This is a genomic window from Erythrobacter aurantius (genome assembly GCF_023823125.1).
Classification (GTDB): domain Bacteria; phylum Pseudomonadota; class Alphaproteobacteria; order Sphingomonadales; family Sphingomonadaceae; genus Erythrobacter; species Erythrobacter aurantius.
The window spans coordinates 2,670,648-2,694,852 of record NZ_CP090949.1 but is presented as its reverse complement, the minus strand read 5'-3'; the positions used below and the strand labels follow the sequence as shown (position 1 = coordinate 2,694,852).

Here is a 24,205-nt window from a genome sequence, read left to right as displayed (position 1 = left end):
CCGATCTGATCGATTCATGAGGACGCCAATGACAAACATGACTGATCGCGCAGGTCTTTCGATTGACGAAAGGCTGGCGGATTTCCTTGAAACGCAGGTGCTTGTCCCGCTCGGGCGCGATGCGGCGGCATTCTGGGACGGCTTTGCCGCGATCCTTGCCGAGTTTGCGCCGCGCAACCGCGCACTGCTCGCAAAGCGTGAGGAAATCCAGCGCCAGATCGACAGCTGGCATATCGCGCGCAGAGGCAAGCCGCATGACCCGGCCGAGTATCAGGCCTTCCTCCGGGAAATCGGCTATCTCGTGCCAGAACCGGGTGACTTCCAGATCGGCACGCAGAACGTCGATCCGGAAATCGCCACCATGGCAGGCCCGCAGCTGGTGGTGCCGATCCTCAACGCGCGCTTTTTGCTGAACGCGGCCAATGCCCGCTGGGGCTCACTTTATGACGCGTTCTATGGAACCGACGCGCTCGATGCGCCGCCTGCAAAGCCCGGCGGTTATGACGAGGCGCGCGGTGCGGCTGTCATCGCGCGCGGACGGCAATTTCTTGATCAGGCCTTGCCGCTGGTCGACCAGAGCTGGGCCGATCTGAAAGACGAACACGACGGCAAATTGCAGGACGAAAGCCAGTGGGTCGGCTTTACCGAAAAGGGCCTGCTGTTCCGCAACAACGGCCTGCATATCGAAGTGATCTTCGACCGATCGACACCCGTAGGCGCGAGCGACAAGGCCGGGATAGCCGACATCATGGTCGAATCCGCGCTCACGACGATTGCCGATTGCGAGGATTCGGTCGCGGCGGTGGATGCCGAGGACAAGCTGCTCGCCTACACCAATTGGCTCGGAATTATCCGCGGCGATTTGCAGGAAAGCTTTGAAAAGGGTGGGCGCACGCTCACCCGCAAGCTCAACGGGGACAAGGGCTACAAGGATGGCTCCGGAGCCGAGCACAGCCTGCCGGGACGCAGTCTGATGTTCGTGCGCAATGTCGGCCACCTGATGACCAACCCGGCGATCCGCCTGCCCGATGGCAGCGAAGTGCCCGAAGGCATAATGGATGCCGTCTTCACCAGCGCGATCTCGACGCTCGATGTCGAAGGCCATGCGAAATACGGCAACTCGCGCCACGGCTCGATCTACATTGTGAAGCCCAAGATGCACGGGCCTGAGGAATGTGCCTTCACCAACGATCTGTTCGACGCGGTGGAGGATCTGCTGAGCCTTCCCCGCCACACGATCAAGGTGGGCGTGATGGACGAAGAGCGCCGCACTTCGGCCAACCTTGCCGCCTGCATTCATGCCGTGCGTGATCGGATCGTCTTCATCAACACCGGTTTCCTTGATCGAACGGGCGATGAAATCCACACCTCGATGCAGGCCGGGCCGATGATGCGCAAGGGCGCGATGAAGGGTTCGGACTGGCTGAAAGCCTATGAAGCGCGCAATGTCGCCATTGGCCTGAAGCATGGGCTTTCTGGCAAGGCGCAGATCGGCAAGGGCATGTGGGCCGCGCCTGATCTGATGGGGCAGATGATGGTCGAGAAAATCGGCCACCTGCGCGCCGGAGCGAACACCGCCTGGGTGCCTTCGCCCACCGCCGCGACGCTGCACGCGCTGCATTACCACCAGCTCAATGTGTTCGAGGTGCAGAAAGACCTTCCCGAGCCAATGGGCCTTGAGTCGCTGCTTGCGATCCCGCTGGCCGATGGCGCGAACTGGTCCGAGGAAGAATTGCGCGAGGAGCTCGACAACAATTGCCAGGGCTTGCTCGGCTATGTGGTGCGCTGGGTCGACGCCGGAGTTGGCTGTTCCAAAGTGCCCGACATAAACGACGTCGGCCTGATGGAAGACCGTGCGACGCTGCGCATCTCCTCGCAGCATATCGCCAACTGGTTGCTGCACGGCGTGGTGAGCGAGGGAATGGTCATGGACAGCCTCACCCGCATGGCCGCCAAGGTTGATGCGCAGAATGCGGGCGACCCCGCCTATACGCCGCTAATCGGCAATGAGGACGGCCCGGCATTCAGCGCGGCAAAGGACCTGATCTTCAAGGGCGTCGAACAACCGAGCGGCTACACCGAGCCACTGCTGCACGCATGGAGATTGCGCAAAAAGGCGCACTAGGCCAATCATCAGACCATGCGGCGTTTCATGGTCCCCATCGCCGGCTTCTTTGCTCTGACTACGGCTTCGCTGGCCGGGGTCAGCGATGTTGAGCGTTCACCCAACGAAACCGGGCCAAGTTCAGCCGGTGCTTTCAACCGCTGGTTGTTCACGTCCGAAGCGCACCACTTGGGTTGGAAGGCGCAATATTACGCCGGGTTTCAGGGGTTTCTTGAACGTGAAGGTGTCGCCGGAGTGGTTCCGACCTGGCAGCTCTGGCGGGTTGATGCGCAATACGCATCGCGTTGCGGTTCCGATTACTTTGCGGTGATCCCGGAGGAGCGATGGCACGAAATCTTACCGACATTGAAGCTGCTTCGCGATGAGGTCATTCCGGTCACGGGGCCGCTCGAAGTGGTGTCGGCTTATCGCACTCCGCAAATCAACCGATGCGTGAACGGGGCCAGCCAGAGCCGCCATCTCAGCTTTTCCGCGCTTGATCTGGTCGCGACAAACCGCAGCGACAGGCACCGACTGTTTGCCGATTTGTGCGCCATGCACCGCAGGGTGGGCCGGGCGACGGGCATAGGGTTGGGGGCGTATTTCGACCCAAAGGATAGCGAGCGAGGAGCTTCCGGGCGGTTCCATATCGATGCCGCCGGCTTTCGAGACTGGGGTTTCGACTACACCGCAAGATCGAGCCCCTGTCCGCAGCTAAGCTAAGTCAACTCTCGCGCCGCAGCGACAAATTCCGCCACGCTGACAGTTTCAGCCCGACGGGTCTCGTCGATGCCAAGCGATCCAAGTGCGTCCAACGCACCCGGCATGCCCTTCAAACTCTGGCGCAGCATCTTGCGGCGTTGGCCGAAGGCGGCTTCGGTTAGGTGTTCCAGTGTTCGCGCCGAGACGCCTTCAGGCGCGGCGGCAGGCGTCACGTGAAGAAAGCAAGGTAGGGCGCGCGTCCGAAACGCCTATCGCTAATTCACATCAAACCGCCCGTAAACCGGGGTTCCGCCAGTCAGGTGCGCTTCGACGAAATCAGCAGTGCGTTCGAGCAGGGTCTGCCCTTCGACGGTGTTGGTGAAGGTGCCGGTTGCGCCAAATCCGTGCCCGGCGCCGTTCACGGTGTAGAGTGCAAAGCTCACCGCGACCACGTCGGCTCGGTCGGTGAGATCGACTGCTTCCTTGTAATCCACTGTTGCATCATTGGTGCCGTGGATCACGAGGAACGGCGCTTCGCCCACCTCAAGGTCGTTGTCGCGGAACAAGCCGCCCCAATAATCCACCACCACGCGCGGTTCGGGTCGCTGGATGCCGAACTGGTTGAGACCATAGCCCACCTGCAGCACGGTGTAAGCGCCTGCGGATGAGCCCCAATAGGCGATCCGGTCTGTATCAACGCACAAATTATCCTGATTGGCATCGAGGAAGCCGAGCGCCGCCACCGTGTCCTCGAAAGCGGCTGCAATTGCATCGAGGCGCGGTTCGTTCGGATCGCCGCCGCCCGCTGCCACGATATCATCGACCACATCGACGAAGGGCTGCGATGGCAGCGGATCGTCGGGGTCGAGCCGGTACTGGATTGAAACGACATTGATCCCGCGTGGAATCATAGCCTCGGCGATTGCATTCACATTGGAACCGGCTTTGTTGCCGCTCGTAAATCCGCCGCCATGAACAAACAGCACAGTTGGCCGGTTAGCGCTGCACGCTTCATCGGGTGCGTGAATATCGAGAAAGAGTGGTTTTGCACCGTTTACGGTTGCGCCTTCGCCGTACTGGATGTTCGAAGTGAGCGCGATTGCCGCGCCTGTGGGCGTGGGGCTGGGCGTGGGCGAAGGACTTGGACTTGGTGACGGCGCATTCGTGGTCGGCAAGGGTGCTGCATCTTCGCCTCCGCAAGCAGCGAGCGACGCGCTCGCCAGTGCCAAGAACGAAACGGGGGCCACCCTAAACCTGGCGATCATCCTCAATTCCTATGTCTATGATCCGGTCAAACAATCGGTTGACTGCACTTCAACCAAAATCGCCGCAATTGGCCAGTATCGATTTGTCGCGGCATGTCGCCTTAACCAAGCGACCGGGCTAGCCCCACAAATTCCGCCACGCTGACAGTTTCAGCCCGACGGGTCTCGTCGATGCCAAGCGCACCAAGCGCCTCCAACGCACCCGGCACGCCCTTCAGGCTCTGGCGCAGCATCTTGCGGCGTTGGCCGAATGCGGCTTCGGTAAGGCGCTCCAGCGTTCGCGCCGAGACGCCTTCTGGTGCGGCGGCAGGAGTCACGTGAACAATCGCGCTCATCACCTTGGGGGGAGGGGTGAAGGCGCTGCGGTGGACCTTCATCGCCAGCTTTGCCGAACTGCGCCACTGCGCCAGCACCGCAAGGCGGCCATAGGCTGAACTGCCGGGCTGCGCGACGATCCGTTCAGCCACTTCACGCTGGAACATGAGGGTCAGTGATTGCCACTGTGGTGGCCATGCTTCACCGCCGAGCCAGCGCACGAACAGCGCGGTCCCGACATTGTAGGGAAGGTTGGAGAGGACATGGAACGGCTGCCCGTTCATCAAATCCCCGTGATCCAGTTTTAGCGCGTCGCCTTCGATCACCTTGAGTTGGCCGGGGAACGCCTCCCCAAGCTCCTCCAGCGCAGGCAAACACCGGCGGTCCATTTCAATCGCGGTGACATTCGCGCCTGCGCGCAAGAGCGCCCGCGTCAGTCCGCCCGGACCGGGGCCGACCTCCAGCACCTGCTTACCCGCAAGATCGCCCGGAAGCGCGGCGATGCGGCTCAGCAATTGCTCGTCGAGGAGGAAATTCTGCCCCAGAGCCTTAGACGCGGAAAGGCCGTGGCGCTGAATGACATCGCGGATCGGAGGGAGGGTGGTCACGCCTTTCCGCTCCGCGCCTTCGCCATTTCGCCTGCCATACGGATTGCGGCAATCATCGCGCCTGCATCCGCCTTGCCCTGTCCGGCGATGTCGAAGGCGGTCCCGTGATCGGGCGAGGTGCGGATGATCGGCAGGCCAAGCGTTACGTTGACCCCGGCATCGAATTCCAGCGCCTTGATCGGGATCAGCGCCTGATCGTGATACATGCAGAGCGCCACGTCATAGGTCGGGCGCAGCAGCGGCGTGAACAGCGCATCGCCGGGGACTGGGCCGGTCACATCCAATCCCTGTTCACGCAAGGAAGCGATGGCGGGTTCGATGATGCGCGATTCCTCATCACCGAACTTCCCGTCCTCGCCCGCATGCGGGTTCAATCCTGAGACTGCGAGACGCGGGTTGGCGATGCCGAAATCGCGCTTGAGAGCGGCGGCAACGATCTGCGCCTTGTGGACGATGAGTTCGGGTGAAAGCAGGGCCGGTACTTCTGAAAGCGCGACATGCACCGTCAGCGGAACCGTGCGCAGCGTCGGCCCGGCCAGCATCATCACCGCATCATCAGGGGCCATTCCGCAGGCCTCGGCTAGGAATTCGGTCTGCCCCGGATATTCGAAGCCGACCTTGGCAAGCTGGGCCTTGCTCACAGGCGCGGTAATGACCCCTGCCGCGTCGCCAAGGATGACCGCGCGGATGGCTTCGGCGAGCGAATAAAGTGCAAGCGCCGCGCCTTCGTCGGACGGCATGCCGGGGGTGTAAGGCGCGTCGATCCCGGCGAGAACCGGCAGGCCTGCGTGAAACGCCATTTGCGCCTCGCCCGCCTCGGCGATGGGAACGATTGTGAAATCGGTTCCGATCCGTTCAGCAGCGTTTCTAAGCACTTCGAACCCGCCTACCACGAAGAAAGGTTGGCCGGAGCGGCGCAGCGCCAGATAGCTGCGAAGGATGACTTCCGGCCCGATCCCCGCCGGATCGCCGAGCGCAATCGCAAGCGGGGATGGGGCCGGATCAGCCAAGCGGGATCAACCTTAGTTGTATTCGATATAGGCGTCATTGCGCAGATCGCGCAGGTAACGCTGGGCGCGCTTGTTGATGCGCTCTTCCTCGATCGAATTCATCACCGACTGGAACGTTGGTGCGCCCGACTCCTGTGGTTCGTCACGACCGCACAGCATCAGCACGCGAACGCCATCCTGCGCACTACCGAACGGCGGGGTAGTCTGGCCGATCTGCATGTTGAGGAGAATGCCCTGAAGCTGCTCGGGCAGGCGGCGAGCTTCGATCTGATCATTGGCGACGACGGTCGCACCAAACTCGGTCTGGGCACGGCCGACATCGGAGCAGCCGCGCAGGGTCTGGATGAATGCGCCGAACTCTTCGATCCGGGTGCTGGCCTCCGCATCGGTGGTGCCAGCGGGGAAGGCGATGGAAATCTGCCGCAGGCTCAGAAGCGAATCTCGCGGGTCAGCAGTCAGCACCTGCTGCTTGTCGATGAGATAGATGATCGTGAAGCCGCCCGGAATCTCGATTGGCCCGACAAGCTGTCCCGGCTGCATCTGGCGCACGGCGTTGGCCATGGCGGTGGGCAGGGTGGCGAGCCGCAGGAAGCCAGTGTCGCCGCCAACCACCGCCGTGGTGGCTTCGGAAAACTGGCGGGCATAGGCGACGAAGCTGCCACCCTGTTCCAACTGCTGCATGATACGCTGCATGTTCTGGATCACCGCTTCGCGATTTTCCGCAGTGGCGTTCATGTAGATTTCGCCGAGCCGGTATTCTTCGGTTCCCTTGGCCTCGTTAAGGCGGGCAAGAACGTCGTTCACCTCCTCCGCCGACACGTTGACGAACGGGGTGATGTTCCGCCGCAGCAGGTTTTCCCAAGCCAGTTCGCCTTCGATCTGGCGTTTGAGCGCGGCGGGGGACGAGCCAATGGACAACAGATATTCGTCCATGCGCTCGGGGTTGGAGCCGAAATTCTGGGCCGCAAGCTGCTGGTATGTCTGTTCGACCTGAGCGCGTTCTGCAGGCAATTCAAGTGCTTCGGCGGCCTGTATCTTCAGCGTTTCGTCGATCAGGTTTCGCAGGACCTGCGCGCGCAGGCGTTGCAGCTCTTCTTCGGAAACCTCGCCTTCGGCAGAATTGGTGACCAGTCGCACGCGCTGGTCGATATCGGTTCCGGTGATGACATAGCCGTTAACCACCGCAGTCGCGGTGCGTTCATTCGGGTTGTCGCTTCCGTAAACCTGGAAATTTTCCGGGATGCCGAAAGGGTTGTCGGACGTGGGTACGGCCGTGGTCTGTGCTGGTGCGGAAGTTGCCGCCAGACCCACGAGGCCCGCCGCCATCACTGTTGCACAAGTCTTTGAAAATGCCTTGAACGTCACGATTTCAATCCCGGTTTGTAATAAATCCCGCCAAGTGCGACCCCTCTTCGCACCGGCCAATTGCGCCACACCTAGAGCAGCCTGAAAGTGGCTGAACGCGGCTTAACGGTTACTGAGCGCCAGCTTTCGCGCCCCTTAACCCGTTTTTCGCGCGCTGCCAACGTGTCCGCCAAAGGGTTAGCGGAAGCCGAGGTTGCGAAGGGCGAAAAAGAACTGGAAACTGTTGCCGGCGCGCGCGTCGCCAGCGTCGATGAAGTCACGGCGCAAGGTTGCTCCGAACTCGATGCAGTCGTCGCTGTAGGCAACGCCGAGCCGGGTGCGGATCGGCTCGAAACCGTCAGGGCTGAATACGGGGTCTTCGGCGGCACTGGTCAGGTTGACCACGCCGGAGCCGAACACCGACCAATGCCGACCGATGGTAAACCGGCCAGCGGCGCGCAATTCCTCGCGGTCCTGCAAGTCCTCGACAGTCTGGATGTCGCGATTGAGGCGCAGGTAGCCGACTTCGAAGTAATTGCGTTGCGAACCGATGGTGGCGTCGATTTCGTTGCGGCGGATTGCAAAGCTGTCCTTGTCGAGCCGGAAGCGATGGGTGAACTTGAGATCGTTGCGGAACCGCACTTCCGTCCGCCCGACGAAGTCCGAAACGCGCTCGGACAGGCCGGTCCCGTCGGGGAAAATCTCTCTTTCGGTGCTGAAGCGGTACGATTGGCCAATGGTCGATTTGACCCGCCAGCCCGGCTTGGTGAGCTCCCAGTCGACGCCCCAAGTTACCCGCGCTCCGTCTTCCACCCGGTCATACCCGGAGAAGCGGTTGAGTGCGAAAAGGTTTGAATCCTCAAGGTCGATCGCGCGCGCGTCCTCGTTGGGCACGGCAAGGTTGCGGATCGGCGGGCTGGCGACGAATTGCAGCCGCGGCTTGAACACTTGAGTCCCGCCAAAGGCTTCCCCGACGAAAGGCCATTCGATGTCGAGCGCGGCAGTCGCCACGCCGCGCGCGGTCCAGCCCTCGTTTCCGCGATACACATTGGTGATCGTGGCCAGCGTGTTTTGCGTATTGTAGACGTCGCCGCGCACCAATCCGGTGAGGGTCACGACCTGTCCGAATTCGGTGAGCCTGCGCAAATCCCATCGGGCACCGGCAAAGGCGCGCTGCGTGTCCTGACCTTCGTTGCGGATCAGGCTGAGCGTGTTGGCTTGCAATTGGACCTGACCGCCCAGCACCGGGTTCTTCAGGATATGGCGATAATCCAGTGCCGGAATCGCCAGCGGTATCTGCCCCTGTTCGGCGTTGATCCGCAGCGTCTGCGTGGCCCAACCGGCAAGGCTTAAATAGGAATCGTCGGTGATGCGTTCGATGTTGAATGTCGAACGCAGGCGATCGTCGCGGCTGAGATCGTAGCGGCGAAGGAAGGTGCGGTCGCTCGCCAACCGGACTGATCCTGTAACGCTCCAGTCAGGCGAAATGACAAACCGGCCGTTGGCGAACAGATAGCCGCGCGGGTCGCTTTGAGTCGTAGGCGCTTGTCCGAAATTCGATACCCGGCTGCTCGACGTGGCATAGCCCGTGATCTGGTAGGCGCCCTTTTCTGTGAGGTGTCGCCATTGCCCACGCACCATTGGTGCAACTTCGGAATAGACCGAGGCGCCGATGGTCAAATCCTGATTATCGGAAATGCGCCAGTAATAATCCCCGGAAAGCTCCAGCCCGTTGACTTGATCGATGCGGATGTCCGGAACCAGAAAGCCGCTTTCCGCGCGCCCGTCTGTGCGGATCGCAAGGCCTGGCAGGGGCAGCACGCGGGCCCCGAACAACTCAAGCATCGCCCCGTCGAAGCTGACCCGTTCATTAGCAGGATCGTAGCTCACGCGATCGGCGGTGATCCGCCAGCTCGGGTCCCGGTTGCAGCCGTCTTCGTCGACAACGGCGCAGGCGGAATAGGCCGCATCGGTAAGCGCGACCGTCCCGTCCTCGTTGCGCTGGGCGGATCGAGCGGCAAGCCTGCCGCCTGCACGCAGCGCCAACAACAGCTCATCCATAGCCCCGGCTTCAAACCGGTCATTGAGGGTCAAGCTTTCGGTGAAGACCTGATTGCCGTTCTTCTCCACAAACCGGATGTTGCCGCGCGCGACGATTTCGCCGGTCTTGCGATCCCAGACGACTTCATTGGCACGCACCGAAGCCTGATCGCTGCGCAGGATGACAGTGCCGCGCGCGGTGAGTGTGTCGGCTTCGTTGTCGTAGGTGACCTGATCAGCCTCGAAGGTGATCCGTTCCCCGTTTCCGTCGACTTCCACCGAAACCTGATCGGCGGGTGCAGCGTTTTCCTGGGCAATTGCGGGCGCGGTATGGGCAAGCGCTGCCAGCGCCAAGGCGCCGAGCGCCAGTGGGCTGGTCATGCAGCGCGCAAGAACGCGGTCGCTCGCTGTCACGGCGCGGCCCATTGATACTCCCGTCATGGCTTGCCTATTGCACTGCTCGCGCCTAATCGCAATCGCCATTCCTGGGGCAATTTCCCAGCCGGGATCAGGCGAGTGATATCGCCGGTCCAGCCGATTTTATCACAGGTCCCGACCGGGGCCGACCAATTCCGGAGCGAGCATGAAAATCCTCTTCACCGATACGTCTCCCGCCAAAGTCCGCCTCGTTGCGCGGGTCGTCAATCAGGGCGAAGGGATGAGCGATCTGGACGCTGCCTTTGTCGATGGCGCTGAGGCATCCCGGTTCAAGGGCAGCGCCGGGCAGGTGTTCGAAGGCTTCGTCACAGCCGATGGCGAAACGAAGCGCATGGCGGTGGCCGGAGCAGGTGAGGCCGGTTCTGACAAGCGCAAGAATCACCTTGAGCGCGCTGGAGCGGCCTTGATTGGAAAGTATCTGCGATCAGGCGAAGCGCAAATGGTTCTTGATCTTGGTCACGCGGGCCTGTCGGCCGATGACGCGGTGGCAGTTCTTCTCGGCGTCAGGCTGCGCAGCTGGTCGTTCGACAAGTATCGGACCAAGCTTGCAGAGGACAAGAAAGTTTCACTGGCAAAAGTCCATGTGCTGAACGCTCCGGCTGGAACCGAGGCGGCGTGGGACCGCGCGGCAGCCATTGCCGAGGGTGTCGAGTTCACAAAGTTCCTCGTCACGCTGCCCGCAAACATCCTTTACCCCGAAACCTTCGTCGAGGCTTGCCAGGACGCGTTCAAGGACACGGGCGCGGAAATCACCGTGCTGGACGAAGCCGAGATGGAAAAGCTCGGCATGGGTGCGCTGCTGGGCGTGGGTCAGGGTTCGCGCCGGGAATCGCGCCTGCTCGCGATCCGCTGGAACGGCGGCGAAAAGGACGAAAAGCCGACCGTGTTTGTCGGCAAGGGCGTGACCTTCGACACCGGCGGTATCTCGATCAAGCCGGCACCGGGCATGGAAGACATGAAGTGGGACATGGGCGGTGCAGGGGCCGTTGCCGGTGGTATGCTGGCGATGGTTCGGCGCAAGGCAAAGGCAAATGTCATCGGCGTGATGGGGCTGGTCGAAAACATGCCCGATGGCAATGCGCAGCGCCCCGGCGATGTCGTCACCACCATGAGCGGCCAGACGGTCGAAGTGCTCAACACCGATGCCGAAGGGCGGCTGGTGCTGTGCGACGCTCTGCATTGGGCGCAAGAGCAGTATGATCCTGCCCGCATCGTCGATTTCGCGACGTTGACCGGGGCGATGATCATCGCGCTCGGCAATGAGCACGGCGGGCTGTTCGCCAATGACGATAACCTCGCCAACCAGCTGCTGGGAGCGGGTACTGCAACCGGGGACAAGCTGTGGCGGATGCCGATCGGCTCTGCCTATGACAAGCTGATCGACAGCCCGATCGCCGACATGAAGAACATCGGCGGGCGCTGGGCCGGTTCGATCACGGCGGCGCAATTCCTGCACCGCTTCATCAAGAAGGGCACCCCTTGGGCGCATTGCGACATCGCGGGCATGGTATGGGCCGACAAGCCCGGTCACACCCACGACAAGGGTGCAACCGGATACGGCGCGCGGCTGATCGACCAGTTCGTGGCTGACAACGTCGAAGGGTAGGGGTCCGGCGCATGCCGAAAATGCGCAAGAAATCGGACCTGCCATCGAAAATCTGCGAGACTTGCGGGCTGCCGTTCACCTGGCGCAAGAAATGGGAGCGCGATTGGGACAACGTGCGCTATTGTTCGGAACGGTGCAAACGCAGCAAGAGGACTGCAGCCAACTGAGACTGGCGGGGCGAAAGGGCACATGAAGATCGATTTCTGGCAACTTTCGCGCGATCCGGTCGAAAAGGTTGTCGCCCTCATCGCCCAACGGGTGATGGATGGCGGCGAAAGACTGCTGGTGGTCAGCGGTGACCTGGAGCAACGCGAGGCCATTTCGCGCGGATTGTGGAAGTCCGGCCCCGAACACTTCCTTGCCAATGGCGAGGCCAGCGATCCCGGCGCCGAGCTTCAGCCGATCCTGCTCGCAGACACACTGGATCGTGCCAATGGGGCAAGCCATGTGGTGTTTGCCGATGGCGCATACCGCGACCCCGCTGGATTTGAGCGCGCCTTCCTGCTGTTCGATGAGGACACCAAACAGGCTGCGCGGCGGACGTGGAGCGAACTGGACAGCGTAACTGGACTTGAACGTTCCTATTTCGAGCAAGTCGACGGCAGGTGGGTCAAGAAACGCTGATCGCTTGCGCCAAATGTGGGGATGCGCGATGTTCTTCGCGTTCGGAGGGAGATGAAACGATGAGATTTTCCGGTGTAACCTTGATTGCGGCCGCAACGCTTGGTCTGGCCGCCTGCGGTTCGGAAGCATCCGGCGACTTCACTACCGAAGACGGCGAGGAGGGCGAATACTCCGTCGATTACGAGACGGGTGAAACGAATGTCACTCTCGATACCCCCGATGGCGAAGTGTCGATGCGCTCCGGCAGCGATGTGCCGGTCGATCTGCCCGCCGGTTTCGCGTTGATGCCGGGCGCAACCGTGGTCAGCAACACCGTCGTCGATCAGGCCGATGGACGGGGCGCCATGGTGACTTTCACGACTGACAAGGGCCCGGAAGATATCGCTGCCTTTTATCGCCAGCAGGCGGAATCCGCCGGGATTGCGATCCAGATCGAAACGACGATGAACGGCGGAAAGATGCTGGGCGGTGAAAACGAGGCGACCGGCACGACCTTTTCGATTACCGCCTATCCCACCGGAGACGACGGTCTGACGATGGGGCAATTGACCATCGGCGAAGAGCGGCGCTGAGCGCCCTTGCGCAAGCGAAGCTTGAACTGATCCTTCACCAAGGCTAAGGGCGCGCCGGAATTCACCCCGGCTCGCGATTTCGCGCGCACCTCTCTTACAAGGAATACGAACCATGGCGGTCACCCGCACCTTTTCGATCATCAAGCCCGACGCGACCAAGCGTAACCTGACCGGCGCCGTCACCAAGATGCTGGAAGACGCCGGCCTGCGCGTCGTTGCTTCGAAGCGCATCCGCATGACCCAGGAACAGGCCGAAGGCTTCTACGCCGTCCACAAGGAACGCCCCTTCTTCGGTGAACTCGTCGAATTCATGATGAGCGAGCCGGTGGTTGTTCAGGTGCTTGAAGGCGAAGACGCCGTCGCCCGCAACCGCGAAGTGATGGGCGCCACCAACCCGGCTGACGCCGCCCCCGGCACGATCCGCAAGGAACTCGCACTGTCGATCGGCGAAAACACCGTCCACGGTTCGGACAGCGAAGAAAACGCCGCGATCGAAATCGCGTTCTTCTTCTCGGACGACGAAATCGTCGGATAGGCTCCTCGAGCAACGAAGGTTTCAAAGGGCCGTCCGTTAGGGCGGCCCTTTTCATTTCTGTCGCTTTTAGCCTACGGTCGCTGTGCAGGAGTTGAGGACAAATCCATGAAGAAACTGGCCCTGATCATTGCTGCCTCTGCCGTCCCGCTGGCCGCGCAAAACAGCGAGCAGCGCTATATTTGCAGCGATATTACGAGAGAGCGCGTCACACTTGAAGAAGGAGGGAGCACGTCAGAAAGCCACCCGCTTCAGCGTTTTGAGCTCATTCTGGCTGCTGACCGCCAATCCGCGCGCATGCGCGGACTGACGGAGGGTACGGACCTGCCGCGCACATTTGTGACCTACAATTGTAAAGCTGAGCAATACTCGCTCCGGTGCTGGTCCGCGAGCGCGACGATGCAGATGGCCTGGAACGGAAGCTATGCCCACGCACACACTAGCGTTGTCAGCCAGCGTATGATCGACGGCCAGTTTCGCACTGTGACGGGTGTCGGCCAATTCCGCATTCATAGCGGTGTTTGCGAAAAGAGCTAACCAGAAGACTCGCTGTACGCGAACCGGCGCAATTGCTCCGAATGGCCGGTGTGCTTGCCCGTTTCGCTGCCTGCCATCTGGGCGCGCATCGCGGTGAGCGCTTCATCCTTGAGGTCGAGACCGAGCTCCGCATAGCAGCGCGTGATCTCACGCTCCCAGTCCTCTCCCAACGCGGTGAAGTCCATGCGGGCAATCGGGCCTTTCCACTGAGCCAAAGCCGCCGCCATCCGGCCTTCGCGCAAGGCGATCTTGTGCCACCACAGTTCTTCGATCTGGCCAAGGTCACAGGTGTCGGACTGGATCGCCATCTGGTTGGCACAAAGCGAAACTGCGCTGCGGTGCACCTCGACCCTGTCGCGGCCTGCGATCACCAGCCTCGCCTCAGGGAATTGCGCCATCAGCGTGGGCAGATCTTCGGCAAAGGCGGGCACTTTCATCACGCGCGGGCGATCGGCATTGCGTCGATGCGCAGCATCGGTCTGCAGGATGCGGGCCATCTCGCGATAGATCGGGGCAGGATCGCGCTCCTCGCTCCACGCCGAATAGGACGGGATATGCCACTGCGATTCGTAGATCGAGTGGTGGAGCGCGGCAGAGATCCATGCCAGCTCCTCCTCGACCTCCGCCGGGGCCATCGGGTGGATCGATTGCATCCACGGATTGAGCGCGCCCAGCATGGCGATTTCCAGCGCGCTCTTCACCCGGTTCATGCCAAGCCGTGAAGGGACCGGGTGATAGGCATCGCAATAGCGTGTGTGCGAATGCGCGGGATCGGCAGCGAGCAGTTTATGAATACGGGTCGTGCCGCTGCGCATATGGCCGATGACGATGATTGGCGGGGCGAGGGGAGTTTCGAGCAGTCCGGGCCGCTCCCGCCAAAGCGCGCCGAACGCCAGGCGGTGCTTCACAACCCGTGACAATTGCCCCCAAGCCATGGCCCGGCCCAGCGGGTTGAGATCGGCATCAGCCTCCACCGCCGCGCACAACCGTTCAAGCCGCTCGCGAAAATCGGCAACATCATCTGGCGATCGTCCGTAATGTTCGGCGTCTGCTCCATGTGCCTTGATCGCCTGCGCCCAGAGCGCCTGCGGGTCGAGATCGGGCGTGGGAAGCCACCCTTTTTCCCATGCCATGCCAAGGAATGCATTGGCCCGCTCTGCCAGCTTGCTGCGCGCCAGAAGGTGATCGCGGGTCGGCGGCATCAGAATTCGATCCTGCGCGACCTGAGAAAAGCGCTCAAGCCCTGAACGAACAGGAAATAGGCCATGATGGCGACGGACCACGGTACCGGAGCGAGAAAGGCGCTCCGAATGATTTGCGGACGGTTTTCGATTTGCGAGCGGATCGAGCTTTCGCACTCGAGCGTGCCCGGATCGGGTCCGTGGCCGTCGCTGTCAACGCAATCAATCGGGGCTGACGAGGCCTGCCACGCCGAGAAGGCGCCGAGGCTCAGCGTCAGCAACAGGCCGATTGCCAGAGTGAGGAGCATCGTCTTCAAAATTCGTCTTCTATATCCATCATCCGGGTAAGCCGCTTGGGCGCAACCGCGCGCCAGCTTCGCTCCAGCCATTCGCCCACATGATCCCAATCAACGCCGGGCCGGTTGAGGATCAACCCGATCCACCCGCTCGCGCCGTAATAGGCCGGTTTGAAATAGACCTCGGGCTGGGTTTCCACGAGGCTGAGCAGCTCGTCCATGCTAGACGTCTTGACCAGCACTGCGATATGCGGCGTTCCGTGATGCTGATCCGAAAAATGGGCGAAGAACTTGCCCGATTTCTCGCTCCCGACGCGAAATCCGGGCGAGCCGTGACTTTCCCGTTCGTGGGTTTCGGGCAAGCCCAGCGCCAGTTTGCGTATCCGCCCCAGCAGAAACGCCGGATCGAACCCGCGCGAGACATATTCGTTGACCGCTCGCGGATAGAGCTGGTGCTCGGCCAGCTTGACGCGCTCTCCCAGCGTTTCGGGCGTGTCATCGGGCGCGATGGCGACAACCGACTGGGCCAGAACCTCGCCCGCATCGAGTTCGGGCGTGACGATATGGACACTTGAACCCGCATGGCTATCGCCCGCCGCGATTGCACGGGCGAATGTGTCCAGCCCTTTGTACTTGGGCAGCAGCGAGGGATGGATGTTGAGCATCCGGCCTTGCCAGCGATTGACGAAGGCATCGGAAAGGATGCGCATGTACCCCGCCAGCACGATGAATTCCGCGCCTGCTTGCTGCGCTGCGCTCTCCATCACTGCATCGTGATCTTCACGCGTCATGCCCTTGTGCGGGTGAGCGAAGGTCTCGATGCCTTCGAGCCGGGCGAGCGCCAGTCCGCCCGCATCGCGCACGTTGCTTGCCACAAGGACGATCTCGAAGGCGGCATCGGGCAGGCGGCTGGCAAACAGCAGCGCCGCCATGTTGGTTCCGGCACCCGAGATGAAGACAGCAATCTTCGCCTTATGCCGGGAATTCTCAGCCAAGATGGGTCGCTTCCCAATCGGCGGTGGCAGACCATGTTCCCATGGAACCGCGCACGGTGCAGCCCTTGTCGCCCGCCACGATTTCGCCGACGCCGAACACGTCCTCGCCCGCCTCGATCAGGCGGCGGCATACTTCGTCCACATTGTCGGGCTTTACCGCCAGCACCATGCCGACCCCGCAATTGAAGGTGCGGGCCATTTCACCCGGCTCAATCGCGCCTTGGGCTTGCAGAAACGCCATCAGGCGCGGTTGGCGCCACATATCGGCATCGACCCGTGCATGGGCGCCCTCGGGCAGGATACGCGGGATGTTCTCCAGCAGGCCGCCGCCGGTGATGTGCGCGAGCGCATCAATCAGTCCCTCCCGCACGAGCGGCAGCAGGCTGGCGACGTAAATGCGGGTCGGCTCGATCAAGGTGTCGATCAGCAAGCGCTCCTGATCGAACAGGGCAGGGCGGTCGAGCTTCCAGCCCTTGTCCTGCGCCAGACGGCGGACCAGCGAATAGCCGTTCGAATGCACACCCGACGATGCAAGCCCCAGCAGAACGTCGCCCGGTGCAACCTTGTCCCCGGTCAACTGTTCGCCGCGCTCAACCGCGCCGACGCAGAACCCGGCAAGATCATAATCGCCTGCAGCGTACATCCCCGGCATTTCCGCGGTTTCGCCGCCGATCAGCGCGCATCCGGCCTGCTTGCAGCCATCTGCGATCCCGGCGACAACCCGCTCCGCGACACCGTTTTCGAGTTTGCCGGTGGCGAAGTAATCGAGGAAGAACAGCGGCTCGGCACCTTGCACGATCAGATCGTTGACGCACATGGCAACCAGATCGATGCCGACCGTATCGTGCCGGTCGTGGTCAATCGCCAGTTTCAGCTTGGTCCCGACGCCATCATTGGCAGCCACCAGCAGCGGGTCTTTATAGCCTGCCGCCTTGGGGTCGAAGAAACCGCCGAACCCGCCCAGTTCGCTGGTGGCTCCGGGGCGCGCGGTTGCTTTCGCCAGAGGGGCGATGGCCTTTACCAGCGCATTTCCCGCGTCAATCGACACGCCGGCGTCGGCGTAGGTGTAGGAGGTGTTCTTTGAGCTCATGCCATGTGCTTTAGCCATTCGCTCTTGGAATTCCACTTCGCTTTGGGCAAAGGGAACCGATATTTCCCCGGTGAGCGCGATTTTGAACCTTTCAGCCACAGCAAAACGAGAATTTCCGTCTCTGGTGCCCGGCCTGCGCTGGGCGCTGGGCGCGTTGATTGCGCTCACCTTGCTTGGCGGTGGCTATGCGCTGGTTCTGGCGCAGGTTTCCGGCGAGCGCGGAATCGCGCCCACAGCGTCGAGCGCCGATATCGACGTTCGAGGGATCGAAGTGGATGTAAGAGCGGACACCGCAGCCGAAGCGCGTGATCAGGCATGGCGCGAAGCGCAGCGCAAGGCGTGGCAGCAGGTGGGTGGCCCGTCCGTGTCGGACAGCCAGTTGTCGGGCATGGTGTCGGCAATCGTCATCCAGCGCGAGCGGATCGCTCCCAAACGCTATGTTGCGACACTTGGGGTGACGTTTGACCGGCAGCGCGCCGGAAGGTTCCTTGGCGGAGCATCGCAGGCCAGGGCGTCTGCGCCCATGTTGCTTATCCCGGTGACGGTCAGCGGCGGCGCCTACACCAGTTTCGAAGTCCGCAATCCTTGGCAACGCGCATGGGCGGAATTCAATCCGGGCACCAGCCGCATCGATTATGTCCGCCCGAGCGGAGCGGGTGGCGACTCGCTGCTGCTCAATTTCGGCCAGTCCGGTCGGCGCAGCCGCGCCTGGTGGCGCACCACGCTGGACCAGTTCGGTGCGGCGGATGCGCTTGTCGCGATCGCGCGGCTCGATCACCAGTTTCCCGGCGGGCCGGTGACGGGAACTTTCGTTGCCCGTTACGGCCCTGATAACCGGCTGCTGGAAAGCTTCCAGTTGGAGGCGGCAAGTGCCGACCAATTGCCTGACATGTTGACGCGGGCAGTGACGCGGATGGACGAGGTATACGAACAGGCTCTTGTCGCAGGTAAGCTTCAGCCCGATCCTACGCTGCGTCTCGGCGGTTCGGGTGATGTCGATCCGGCGATTACCCGCTTGATTGAAATCGGCCGGGCAATTCAGGCGCGTGAGAGTGCGGCGGCGGCCGCCGCTGCTGCCGCTGTTGTGCCCGGTGCTGCAATACCCGTGGCTCAGCCGACGCAGGCTCCTGCTGTTGTGCGCGCCTTTGCGGTGCAGTTTGCAACCCCGGATCCGGCTACGTTCGACGCAACGCTTGCGGCGATGCGGCAGGTGCCGGGAGTGCGCGGAGTGGCCGTAACCAGCACGGCGATGGGTGGAACCTCCGTCATGAGCGTCAGCTATGGCGGCGAACTGCCCGCGCTGGCCGCGGCCCTGCGCGAAAGGGGCTTTGCCGTGCGCGAGGGTGCCAACGCGCTCGCCATCAGCCGCTGATCGGTGTCGCGATGCCGCGCAAGCCGGAACCCGCATCCCAGATCGCGCTGCCGCTTTCGCCCGGCGGATCGCAAACGCCAGCGCGCATCGTGGTGGGCAATGCCAATTCGGCGGTGATCGAGGCTTTGCAGACACCTGATCGCTGGCCGTTCCATACGGCGGTGCTGACGGGGCCTGAGCGTTCAGGGAAGTCCTTGCTCGGGCGTTGGGCCGCCGGGCGTGGGATATTGGTGGTGGACGGCGCGGATGCGCTTCCCGAAGACGAGGTGTTCCATCGCTGGAATGCGGTGCAGCAAGGCGGGACGCAGGCCGGGCAGCCGCTGCTGCTGATCGCGGACAGCACCCCGTGGAACATCGCCTTGCCTGATCTCAGGTCACGGCTTGGAGGGTCATTGCAGCTCGCGCTTGGCGAACCTGACGATGCGATGGCTGCGGAACTGATCCATGCCCATGCCGAAGCGCGCGCGCTCACTCTCGCAGATGGCGCAGCGGATTATCTTGTCCCGCGCACCGGACGCAGTTTTGCGGCGATAGAGGCGTTGGTGGCGGCGATTGATCGCATCAGCCTTGAACGCCAGTCTCCTGCCACCATGTCTGTCTGGAGGGCCGCGCTGGAAGCCTTGCATGGGCCCGAACAACAAAAACTGCTTTGAAGCGTCGCAAGCGGAGCTGCATTTGCATTTCCGCACATTTGGTGGGAGAAACCAGTAATGTTCGATCGGCTCACCAGCTATCTGGACTCTGTCATGGCGCGCGATCCCGCGCCGCGATCACGTTGGGAAATCCTGCTTTACCCGGGGGTCTGGGCGCTTGGGTTTCACCGAATGGCGCATTGGCTGTTCGACGCGAAGCTGTTCTTCCTCGCCCGGCTTATCAACCATATCAGCCGCCTGCTGACCGCCATCGATATCCATCCGGGTGCGAAGATCGGGCGGAATTTCTTCATCGATCACGGCTTCACCGTCATCGGCGAGACTGCCGAGATTGGCGATAATGTTACGATCTACCAATGCGTGACGCTCGGCGGGACGAACCCCACAAACGGGATCGGCGGGAAACGCCACCCGACATTGGCAGACAATGTGATTATCGGTTCGGGCGCACAGATCATTGGCCCGATCACCGTGGGAGAACGTGCGCGCGTGGGCGCCAATGCGGTGGTGACAGAGGATGTCCCCGCAGGCGCGACCATGGTGGGGCTGAAGGCGCGTTCGACGCTGGTTCCGGCGGAAGAGTGGATCAAGGATTTCATCCCCTATGGCACGCCGTGCGAGGATGCCGAGGGCAACAAGGTTGACTGCATCGAGAAGCTGGAAGCGGAACTTTCGCTGCTCCGTGCGGAAATCGCCAGTATCAAGGCCGCGCAGCCAGCCAGTGCCGAGCCGGTCCAGCACTCGCTGGATCTGACCCAGAAAAGCGGAACCGACGACTGATGAATTCGGGGTTTGATCCCTCAGGCACGGGCCGGGTGGTCGCTTTCCCCGGGCAGCAATCGGGGCAGGTCGGGTTTGATCGGGAGGAGCTTCAGCGCATTCTCGATCTGTATGGCCGCATGGTCGCCGCCGGGGAATGGCGCGATTACGCGATGGATTTCGACCGTCAGGCCGCGACCTTCGCCGCGTTCCGCCGCACGGCAGAACGCCCGCAGGCGCGGATCGAGAAACGTCCGGCGCTGCGCAACAAACAGGGCATGTACACGCTGTTCGGCGAGCATGGTCAGGTCATGAAGCGTGGTCATGAACTCGCCAATGTCCTCGCTCCGATGGAGCGTCGCCTCGTCAAGGCGGTCGAGGACTAGGCTGTCGCTGCGGTAACCGGCAGGGCTGCGTCCTGCGTCGCAGGCAGTTTTTCCTGCCATGCTGCGGGAAGGGCGGCGACGACTGAGCGCCGGATGGGTTGCCAGAAGGCCGAGAGGCTCAGCAATGCCGATCCGATCACCAGCGCCGTCAGCGCAAAGCCAAGCTCCACTGCGCCAAATTCTTCGAACAGGAAGCTGAGCGCGAACAGCACATAGGCCAGCGCCGATACCAGCAAGGCCCTGCGGTCAACTACCAGAGCCAAAAGCCCGAACGCCACATAGACGGCGACAACGCCCAGAGCCGCACCGACGCCCAGATTGTTGCCTTCGGTAACGCCGAAAAGTGCGAACACGGGATGTGCAATCATCGGAGCGGCGAGCAGGTGCAGCCAGAACGCGACATCGCTGCGACGGGTAATGCGTTCCCGATCCGATATGTCCCAGCGCATGGCAAAGGCAAACACGCACAGACCCGCGACGAAGACCATGGCGAGAACCGTGTCTTCGTTGATCAAAGCCGGCCCGATGGCGGAAAGGATCAGGGCTATCACAGTTACTGCAACCGCTGCGGTGCCAGCGGCTACGGTGATGGGCACCATGAACCGGCGCCAGTGAACATAGGCGGCTCCGGCTGCGGCAAGCGCGGCAACCGATATCGCGACCGCGCCCAATTGATCATTGCCTTGCGCGAACGAGGCCATGCCGATGCCGAAGATCGTCGCAAAGACGCCGCCGACGAAGGCCAGCAGCAGGATGATCGAAGGCAGCGCCATGCGCCGTTTCCGGGTGAAGAATTCCGCTAGCGGCCAAGCGGCAACGGCCACCAGCAATCCGGCAAAGCATCCCTGAAGCGCATCGTTGAGCGAATTCTGCTGCTCCCAGCGCGCCCACTCGACCTCGGAATAGTCGCCTTGTGCCATGGCGAGGAAGTCCTCGACCGGGACGATCAAGTCGGCAATGGTCTGCCCGATCGCGCCCATGGCGAGCAGTAGGATAACCACGCCAATGGCGACGAAAATGTCGTTGAAGCTGTTGATCAGGCGGAAATCTTCTTCCGATCCGCGCGGCAGTTCGCGAACCTTGGTCATATGCGCGCGGAAGCTGGCGGCAGATTCGGGGCTCAGCGCCCCAGCGGCCACGGCGGAGTTGATATCGTCTTCGCTATACAACAGCTCTCTCCCAATTTGTCGGAAGGCTAGGCTTGGTGTATTACAATGTCAACACACCTTGGGGCGCTACTCGAAGGTGGCAACCACGCCCATCCCGCCTTGCTGATTGCTGGTGATCAGCTGAATCACCTTGATCAGGAAGAAAGCCGATGCGGCGGTGAGCAGATTGGCGAGCACAATCAGACCCTGCGTTGCCCAGAACGGGGTGGTCAGGAACAGCCACGGGATCAGATTGACCAGTTCGGTGTAGCCGACAAAGGCTCCGACAATCATCGAGCCGATCCAGGCCGCCCACCAGCTCTGGATTTCGTCCACGTCGGCGGCCGCCAGCTCCTCAGGTTCACCTGCGCTGCGATTGGCCAATTCGCGCATGGCCCGCAGTGGCACGAACAGATTGATGATCGGGACGAGAAAGCTGAACGTCGCCCAGGCCGGGGAGTAATTGAGGCCCGTGATGCCCGCGCGATGGAGATTGGCGTTTGCCTTGTAGGTCCAGATCATCACCGCGATGATCGACGGGTAAAACGCCAGATTGCTCAAGATCCCGGAACCGCCCGCGACCGCCATCATCATCGGCGTTTCCGCCATTTGCGTATAGCTGACCAGCCACAACAGATGTGACAGCGCGGACAGCATTGTGAAACCGACCACAGCCCAAGCGAGGATGGTGGCGATCAGCGCGGGAGTGCGCAGATTGTCAGCTTGCATTGATACGACCCTTGATGTGCCGTGCGCCCCAAATGCAAACGGCCCCCGCGCTGTTCTGCGCGAGGGCCGCATTTTTGCAAGTCTCAAATGATCGGGCTGGCGATTATCCGCGTGCGCTGGACGGGCCGGTGCCGGTAACCTTTTGCATTGCCTTCAGAATATTGCCCGACTGTTCGCTGCCCGATTGCGGCGCGATCAGGTTGGTGAAGGAATTGATTTCCTCCCACCGTGCGGCGAAGCCTTCGACGGTGCGATCTTCCTCGGGCAGCCAGACGGCGTCGTTCATCACCGTCCACGAAGAGTGGTAGCCGCCTGCGCCAGCGCCGACGATGGCGTTGGTGGGGGCGTCTTCGCTGACGAGGAACAGCGCCGCAGGCACGACGTTTTCAGGCGCGAACAGCTTGAAGGCTTCTTCGGGGAAGAGGTCTTCGGTCATGCGCGTTCCGGCAACCGGCGACAGCGTGTTGCAGCGGATATTGTACTTCGCGCCTTCGAGCTGGAGCGTCTTGGTAAGACCGGCAAGACCCAGCTTGGCCGCGCCGTAGTTGGCCTGGCCGAAGTTGCCGAACAGGCCGGTCGACGATGCCGTCATCAGCACGCGGCCATAGGCCTGTTCGCGGAAGGTTTCCCAGCACGCCTTGGTGACGAAGGCCGAACCGGTCAGGTGCACCTTGAGCACGAACTCAAAATCTTCCGGGGTCATCTTGTGGAAGGTCTTGTCACGCAGCACGCCGGCGTTGTTGATCAGGATGTGCACGCCGCCCCACTTCTGCTTGGCGTCGGCAACCATCTTTTCCATCTGTTCGTATTCGGTGACGCTGCCGCCGTTCGACATGGCTTCGCCGCCGGCCTTCTCGATTTCCTCGACCACCTGCAGCGCCATGTCCGAATGGCCGGTGCCGTCGCGCGAACCGCCCAGATCGTTGACGACGACCTTGGCACCGCGCCGTGCGAGCTCAAGCGCATAGGCCTTGCCCAGACCGCCGCCAGCGCCGGTGACGATGGCTACCTTGCCTTTGAAATCGATGCTCATGATTTTTCCTTCCATCCTCTCTTGCGTGGGGGAGCGCACTTGACGCGCGCGTAAAGCTATTCTGCGCGCGCTGCGTGGCACTTTCTGGGTGCGCTTGCAACAGCGCGTTTTGTGCTGGCGCTATGCCGTAGGGTCAGGCCGTGCCTCAAAGCGCCTCAAGCGCGCCGATCAGCCCGGCAAGCGAATCAATCACGCCATCTGCGCCCAGTTCGTGCGGGGCCCTGTCACAATAACCGTAAGCCGCCGCGATCACCGGAACGCCCGCTCCTCGTGCCGCGCGCACATCATAGGTGCTGTCGCCGACAAAGGCGAAACGGCCGCCGCCACAGCGCCTCTGCGCCTCGATAACGGGCTCTGGATGCGGCTTGGACAGGAATGTGCCGTCCGGCCCTTTGCCCATGCTGTCGCCGCCGATGACCGTTTCGAACGGCGCGATAAAGTCGAGCTGCGTCAGGATCGAGCGGGCGAATTCTTCGAACTTGTTCGTGACCACCGCGACCTTGACCCCGCGCGCCTGCAATTCGGCGACAACTTCGCGGGCATGGGGGTAGGGCGCGGAATGGACCGCATTGTGATCGGCGTAATATTTCAACATCGCCTTGTAGAGTGCGCGGAAGTCTTCCTCCGGCATTCCGCCCTGTGCCTCAACCGCGCGCGCCAGCATGATCTTCGCCCCGCCGCCGATCAGGTCTTTCGAACTGTCGACCGGAACCGGGTCGAACCCGCCCAAGGCCAGCGCATGATTCACCGCCGCGCCCAGATCGCGGAATGTGTCGAGCAGCGTGCCGTCGAGATCGAAACCCACGGCCTGAAAGGGAAAATCACTCATTCGCAGGGCGGTGACGGATACGACTTCAAACCGCAAG

26 protein-coding genes and 1 pseudogene are annotated in these 24,205 nt (G+C 62.0%); 13 read left to right on the top strand and 14 right to left on the bottom strand.

Annotation, left to right across the window (positions count from 1 at the left end):
• Positions 1–28 precede the first annotated feature (28 nt).
• Both L1K66_RS12995 and L1K66_RS12990 read left to right on the top strand, forming a co-directional pair.
• On the top strand, positions 29–2,125 hold the full coding sequence (locus L1K66_RS12995; RefSeq protein WP_252258246.1) for a malate synthase G: 2,097 nt from the start codon (positions 29–31) through the stop codon (positions 2,123–2,125).
• Positions 2,126–2,140: 15 nt separating this feature from the next.
• Complete coding sequence (locus L1K66_RS12990; RefSeq protein WP_252258245.1) at positions 2,141–2,827, top strand: D-Ala-D-Ala carboxypeptidase family metallohydrolase; 687 nt, start codon at positions 2,141–2,143, stop codon at positions 2,825–2,827.
• On the opposite strand, the pseudogene L1K66_RS12985 reads toward L1K66_RS12990, so the two are convergent.
• Both L1K66_RS12985 and L1K66_RS12980 read right to left on the bottom strand, forming a co-directional pair.
• A pseudogene (locus L1K66_RS12985) lies at positions 2,824–3,045 on the bottom strand (16S rRNA (adenine(1518)-N(6)/adenine(1519)-N(6))-dimethyltransferase); the annotation flags it as partial. The gene L1K66_RS12990 and the pseudogene L1K66_RS12985 overlap by 4 nt on opposite strands.
• Before the next feature lie 36 nt (positions 3,046–3,081).
• Positions 3,082–3,981 carry an alpha/beta hydrolase gene (locus tag L1K66_RS12980; RefSeq protein WP_269076665.1) on the bottom strand — a complete coding sequence of 300 codons (900 nt, stop codon included), beginning with the start codon at positions 3,979–3,981 and terminating at the stop codon, positions 3,082–3,084.
• Between L1K66_RS12980 and L1K66_RS16465 the strand changes: the two genes are divergently transcribed.
• Complete coding sequence (locus tag L1K66_RS16465) at positions 3,887–4,216, top strand: hypothetical protein (protein WP_269076666.1); 330 nt, start codon at positions 3,887–3,889, stop codon at positions 4,214–4,216. The two genes, L1K66_RS12980 and L1K66_RS16465, sit on opposite strands and share 95 nt — an antisense overlap.
• On the opposite strand, the gene rsmA is transcribed toward L1K66_RS16465, so the two are convergent.
• The 4 genes from rsmA to L1K66_RS12955 all read right to left on the bottom strand — a co-directional run bounded on the left by rsmA (position 4,173) and on the right by L1K66_RS12955 (position 9,829).
• Positions 4,173–4,994 (bottom strand): 16S rRNA (adenine(1518)-N(6)/adenine(1519)-N(6))-dimethyltransferase RsmA, encoded by an 822-nt coding sequence (rsmA, locus tag L1K66_RS12970; RefSeq protein ID WP_252258244.1) that lies wholly within the window; start codon positions 4,992–4,994, stop codon positions 4,173–4,175. The genes L1K66_RS16465 and rsmA overlap by 44 nt on opposite strands.
• Complete coding sequence (pdxA, locus tag L1K66_RS12965) at positions 4,991–6,004, bottom strand: 4-hydroxythreonine-4-phosphate dehydrogenase PdxA (RefSeq protein WP_252258243.1); 1,014 nt, start codon at positions 6,002–6,004, stop codon at positions 4,991–4,993. Before pdxA ends, rsmA begins: the two co-directional genes overlap by 4 nt.
• Before the next feature lie 12 nt (positions 6,005–6,016).
• Positions 6,017–7,330 (bottom strand): peptidylprolyl isomerase, encoded by a 1,314-nt coding sequence (locus L1K66_RS12960; RefSeq protein WP_252258242.1) that lies wholly within the window; start codon positions 7,328–7,330, stop codon positions 6,017–6,019.
• A gap of 216 nt (positions 7,331–7,546) precedes the next feature.
• Positions 7,547–9,829 carry an LPS-assembly protein LptD gene (locus L1K66_RS12955; RefSeq protein ID WP_252258241.1) on the bottom strand — a complete coding sequence of 761 codons (2,283 nt, stop codon included), beginning with the start codon at positions 9,827–9,829 and terminating at the stop codon, positions 7,547–7,549.
• 142 nt (positions 9,830–9,971) lie between these two features.
• Between L1K66_RS12955 and L1K66_RS12950 the strand changes: the two genes are divergently transcribed.
• The 6 genes from L1K66_RS12950 to L1K66_RS12925 all read left to right on the top strand — a co-directional run bounded on the left by L1K66_RS12950 (position 9,972) and on the right by L1K66_RS12925 (position 13,697).
• Positions 9,972–11,432 (top strand): leucyl aminopeptidase, encoded by a 1,461-nt coding sequence (locus tag L1K66_RS12950; RefSeq protein WP_252258240.1) that lies wholly within the window; start codon positions 9,972–9,974, stop codon positions 11,430–11,432.
• Between the two features lie 11 nt (positions 11,433–11,443).
• Positions 11,444–11,599: a DUF2256 domain-containing protein gene (locus L1K66_RS12945; RefSeq protein WP_252258239.1), complete on the top strand. Its 156-nt coding sequence runs from the start codon at positions 11,444–11,446 to the stop codon at positions 11,597–11,599.
• Positions 11,600–11,621: 22 nt separating this feature from the next.
• Positions 11,622–12,056 carry a DNA polymerase III subunit chi gene (locus L1K66_RS12940; protein WP_252258238.1) on the top strand — a complete coding sequence of 145 codons (435 nt, stop codon included), beginning with the start codon at positions 11,622–11,624 and terminating at the stop codon, positions 12,054–12,056.
• A gap of 59 nt (positions 12,057–12,115) precedes the next feature.
• Positions 12,116–12,628: a hypothetical protein gene (locus tag L1K66_RS12935; RefSeq protein WP_252258237.1), complete on the top strand. Its 513-nt coding sequence runs from the start codon at positions 12,116–12,118 to the stop codon at positions 12,626–12,628.
• A gap of 112 nt (positions 12,629–12,740) precedes the next feature.
• Positions 12,741–13,163: a nucleoside-diphosphate kinase gene (ndk, locus tag L1K66_RS12930; RefSeq protein WP_252258236.1), complete on the top strand. Its 423-nt coding sequence runs from the start codon at positions 12,741–12,743 to the stop codon at positions 13,161–13,163.
• Positions 13,164–13,268: 105 nt separating this feature from the next.
• Positions 13,269–13,697, top strand: coding sequence for a hypothetical protein (locus tag L1K66_RS12925; protein WP_252258235.1), 429 nt, complete (start codon positions 13,269–13,271; stop codon positions 13,695–13,697).
• Here L1K66_RS12925 and L1K66_RS12920 read toward each other — a convergent pair.
• Genes L1K66_RS12920 through purM form a run of 4 tightly spaced genes read right to left on the bottom strand, consistent with a single transcriptional unit; the run spans position 13,694 to position 17,259 of the window.
• Positions 13,694–14,899, bottom strand: a complete 1,206-nt coding sequence (locus L1K66_RS12920) for a sulfotransferase (protein WP_252258234.1) — start codon at positions 14,897–14,899, stop codon at positions 13,694–13,696. The two genes, L1K66_RS12925 and L1K66_RS12920, sit on opposite strands and share 4 nt — an antisense overlap.
• Positions 14,899–15,195, bottom strand: a complete 297-nt coding sequence (locus tag L1K66_RS12915) for a hypothetical protein (protein WP_252258233.1) — start codon at positions 15,193–15,195, stop codon at positions 14,899–14,901. The genes L1K66_RS12920 and L1K66_RS12915 overlap by 1 nt, the downstream gene beginning before the upstream one ends.
• Positions 15,192–16,169, bottom strand: coding sequence for a phosphoribosylglycinamide formyltransferase (gene purN / locus L1K66_RS12910; RefSeq protein WP_407931949.1), 978 nt, complete (start codon positions 16,167–16,169; stop codon positions 15,192–15,194). Before purN ends, L1K66_RS12915 begins: the two co-directional genes overlap by 4 nt.
• A complete protein-coding gene (gene purM / locus L1K66_RS12905) occupies positions 16,162–17,259 on the bottom strand; it encodes a phosphoribosylformylglycinamidine cyclo-ligase (RefSeq protein ID WP_252258232.1) in 1,098 nt (365 codons plus the stop codon). The genes purN and purM overlap by 8 nt, the downstream gene beginning before the upstream one ends.
• A 70-nt stretch (positions 17,260–17,329) precedes the next feature.
• Here purM and L1K66_RS12900 point away from each other — a divergent pair, with 70 nt between their 5' ends.
• Genes L1K66_RS12900 through L1K66_RS12885 form a run of 4 tightly spaced genes read left to right on the top strand, consistent with a single transcriptional unit; the run spans position 17,330 to position 20,429 of the window.
• Entirely contained in the window at positions 17,330–18,631 is a 1,302-nt protein-coding gene (locus L1K66_RS12900; protein ID WP_252258231.1) for a heavy-metal-associated domain-containing protein, read from the top strand.
• A gap of 11 nt (positions 18,632–18,642) precedes the next feature.
• Positions 18,643–19,284 (top strand): HdaA/DnaA family protein, encoded by a 642-nt coding sequence (locus L1K66_RS12895; protein ID WP_252258230.1) that lies wholly within the window; start codon positions 18,643–18,645, stop codon positions 19,282–19,284.
• Positions 19,285–19,341: 57 nt separating this feature from the next.
• On the top strand, positions 19,342–20,064 hold the full coding sequence (gene epsC / locus L1K66_RS12890; RefSeq protein ID WP_252258229.1) for a serine O-acetyltransferase EpsC: 723 nt from the start codon (positions 19,342–19,344) through the stop codon (positions 20,062–20,064).
• Entirely contained in the window at positions 20,064–20,429 is a 366-nt protein-coding gene (locus L1K66_RS12885; protein ID WP_252258228.1) for a DUF2794 domain-containing protein, read from the top strand. Before epsC ends, L1K66_RS12885 begins: the two co-directional genes overlap by 1 nt.
• On the opposite strand, the gene L1K66_RS12880 is transcribed toward L1K66_RS12885, so the two are convergent.
• From L1K66_RS12880 to L1K66_RS12865, 4 genes are all read right to left on the bottom strand, one after another.
• Positions 20,426–21,598 carry a hypothetical protein gene (locus L1K66_RS12880; protein WP_252258227.1) on the bottom strand — a complete coding sequence of 391 codons (1,173 nt, stop codon included), beginning with the start codon at positions 21,596–21,598 and terminating at the stop codon, positions 20,426–20,428. The two genes, L1K66_RS12885 and L1K66_RS12880, sit on opposite strands and share 4 nt — an antisense overlap.
• 66 nt (positions 21,599–21,664) lie before the next feature.
• Positions 21,665–22,306: a DUF4328 domain-containing protein gene (locus L1K66_RS12875; RefSeq protein WP_034954632.1), complete on the bottom strand. Its 642-nt coding sequence runs from the start codon at positions 22,304–22,306 to the stop codon at positions 21,665–21,667.
• 103 nt (positions 22,307–22,409) lie between these two features.
• Entirely contained in the window at positions 22,410–23,339 is a 930-nt protein-coding gene (locus L1K66_RS12870; protein WP_252258226.1) for an SDR family NAD(P)-dependent oxidoreductase, read from the bottom strand.
• A gap of 145 nt (positions 23,340–23,484) precedes the next feature.
• Positions 23,485–24,168 (bottom strand): HAD-IA family hydrolase, encoded by a 684-nt coding sequence (locus L1K66_RS12865; RefSeq protein ID WP_252258225.1) that lies wholly within the window; start codon positions 24,166–24,168, stop codon positions 23,485–23,487.
• Positions 24,169–24,205: the final 37 nt, after the last annotated feature.

Bases quoted from the DNA above. Each gene is read 5' to 3' on its own strand.
- L1K66_RS12995 (WP_252258246.1), top strand. From the start codon at position 29: ATGACAAACATGACTGATCGCGCAGGTCTTTCGATTGACGAAAGGCTG.
- L1K66_RS12990 (WP_252258245.1), top strand. From the start codon at position 2,141: ATGCGGCGTTTCATGGTCCCCATCGCCGGCTTCTTTGCTCTGACTACG.
- L1K66_RS16465 (WP_269076666.1), top strand. From the start codon at position 3,887: ATGTTCGAAGTGAGCGCGATTGCCGCGCCTGTGGGCGTGGGGCTGGGC.
- L1K66_RS12960 (WP_252258242.1), bottom strand. From the start codon at position 7,330: ATGGCGGCGGGCCTCGTGGGTCTGGCGGCAACTTCCGCACCAGCACAG.
- L1K66_RS12955 (WP_252258241.1), bottom strand. From the start codon at position 9,829: ATGACGGGAGTATCAATGGGCCGCGCCGTGACAGCGAGCGACCGCGTT.
- L1K66_RS12950 (WP_252258240.1), top strand. From the start codon at position 9,972: ATGAAAATCCTCTTCACCGATACGTCTCCCGCCAAAGTCCGCCTCGTT.
- L1K66_RS12945 (WP_252258239.1), top strand. From the start codon at position 11,444: ATGCCGAAAATGCGCAAGAAATCGGACCTGCCATCGAAAATCTGCGAG.
- L1K66_RS12940 (WP_252258238.1), top strand. From the start codon at position 11,622: ATGAAGATCGATTTCTGGCAACTTTCGCGCGATCCGGTCGAAAAGGTT.
- L1K66_RS12935 (WP_252258237.1), top strand. From the start codon at position 12,116: ATGAGATTTTCCGGTGTAACCTTGATTGCGGCCGCAACGCTTGGTCTG.
- ndk (WP_252258236.1), top strand. From the start codon at position 12,741: ATGGCGGTCACCCGCACCTTTTCGATCATCAAGCCCGACGCGACCAAG.
- L1K66_RS12925 (WP_252258235.1), top strand. From the start codon at position 13,269: ATGAAGAAACTGGCCCTGATCATTGCTGCCTCTGCCGTCCCGCTGGCC.
- L1K66_RS12920 (WP_252258234.1), bottom strand. From the start codon at position 14,899: ATGCCGCCGACCCGCGATCACCTTCTGGCGCGCAGCAAGCTGGCAGAG.
- purM (WP_252258232.1), bottom strand. From the start codon at position 17,259: ATGAGCTCAAAGAACACCTCCTACACCTACGCCGACGCCGGCGTGTCG.
- L1K66_RS12895 (WP_252258230.1), top strand. From the start codon at position 18,643: ATGCCGCGCAAGCCGGAACCCGCATCCCAGATCGCGCTGCCGCTTTCG.
- epsC (WP_252258229.1), top strand. From the start codon at position 19,342: ATGTTCGATCGGCTCACCAGCTATCTGGACTCTGTCATGGCGCGCGAT.
- L1K66_RS12885 (WP_252258228.1), top strand. From the start codon at position 20,064: ATGAATTCGGGGTTTGATCCCTCAGGCACGGGCCGGGTGGTCGCTTTC.
- L1K66_RS12875 (WP_034954632.1), bottom strand. From the start codon at position 22,306: ATGCAAGCTGACAATCTGCGCACTCCCGCGCTGATCGCCACCATCCTC.
- L1K66_RS12870 (WP_252258226.1), bottom strand. From the start codon at position 23,339: ATGAGCATCGATTTCAAAGGCAAGGTAGCCATCGTCACCGGCGCTGGC.
- L1K66_RS12865 (WP_252258225.1), bottom strand. From the start codon at position 24,168: ATGAGTGATTTTCCCTTTCAGGCCGTGGGTTTCGATCTCGACGGCACG.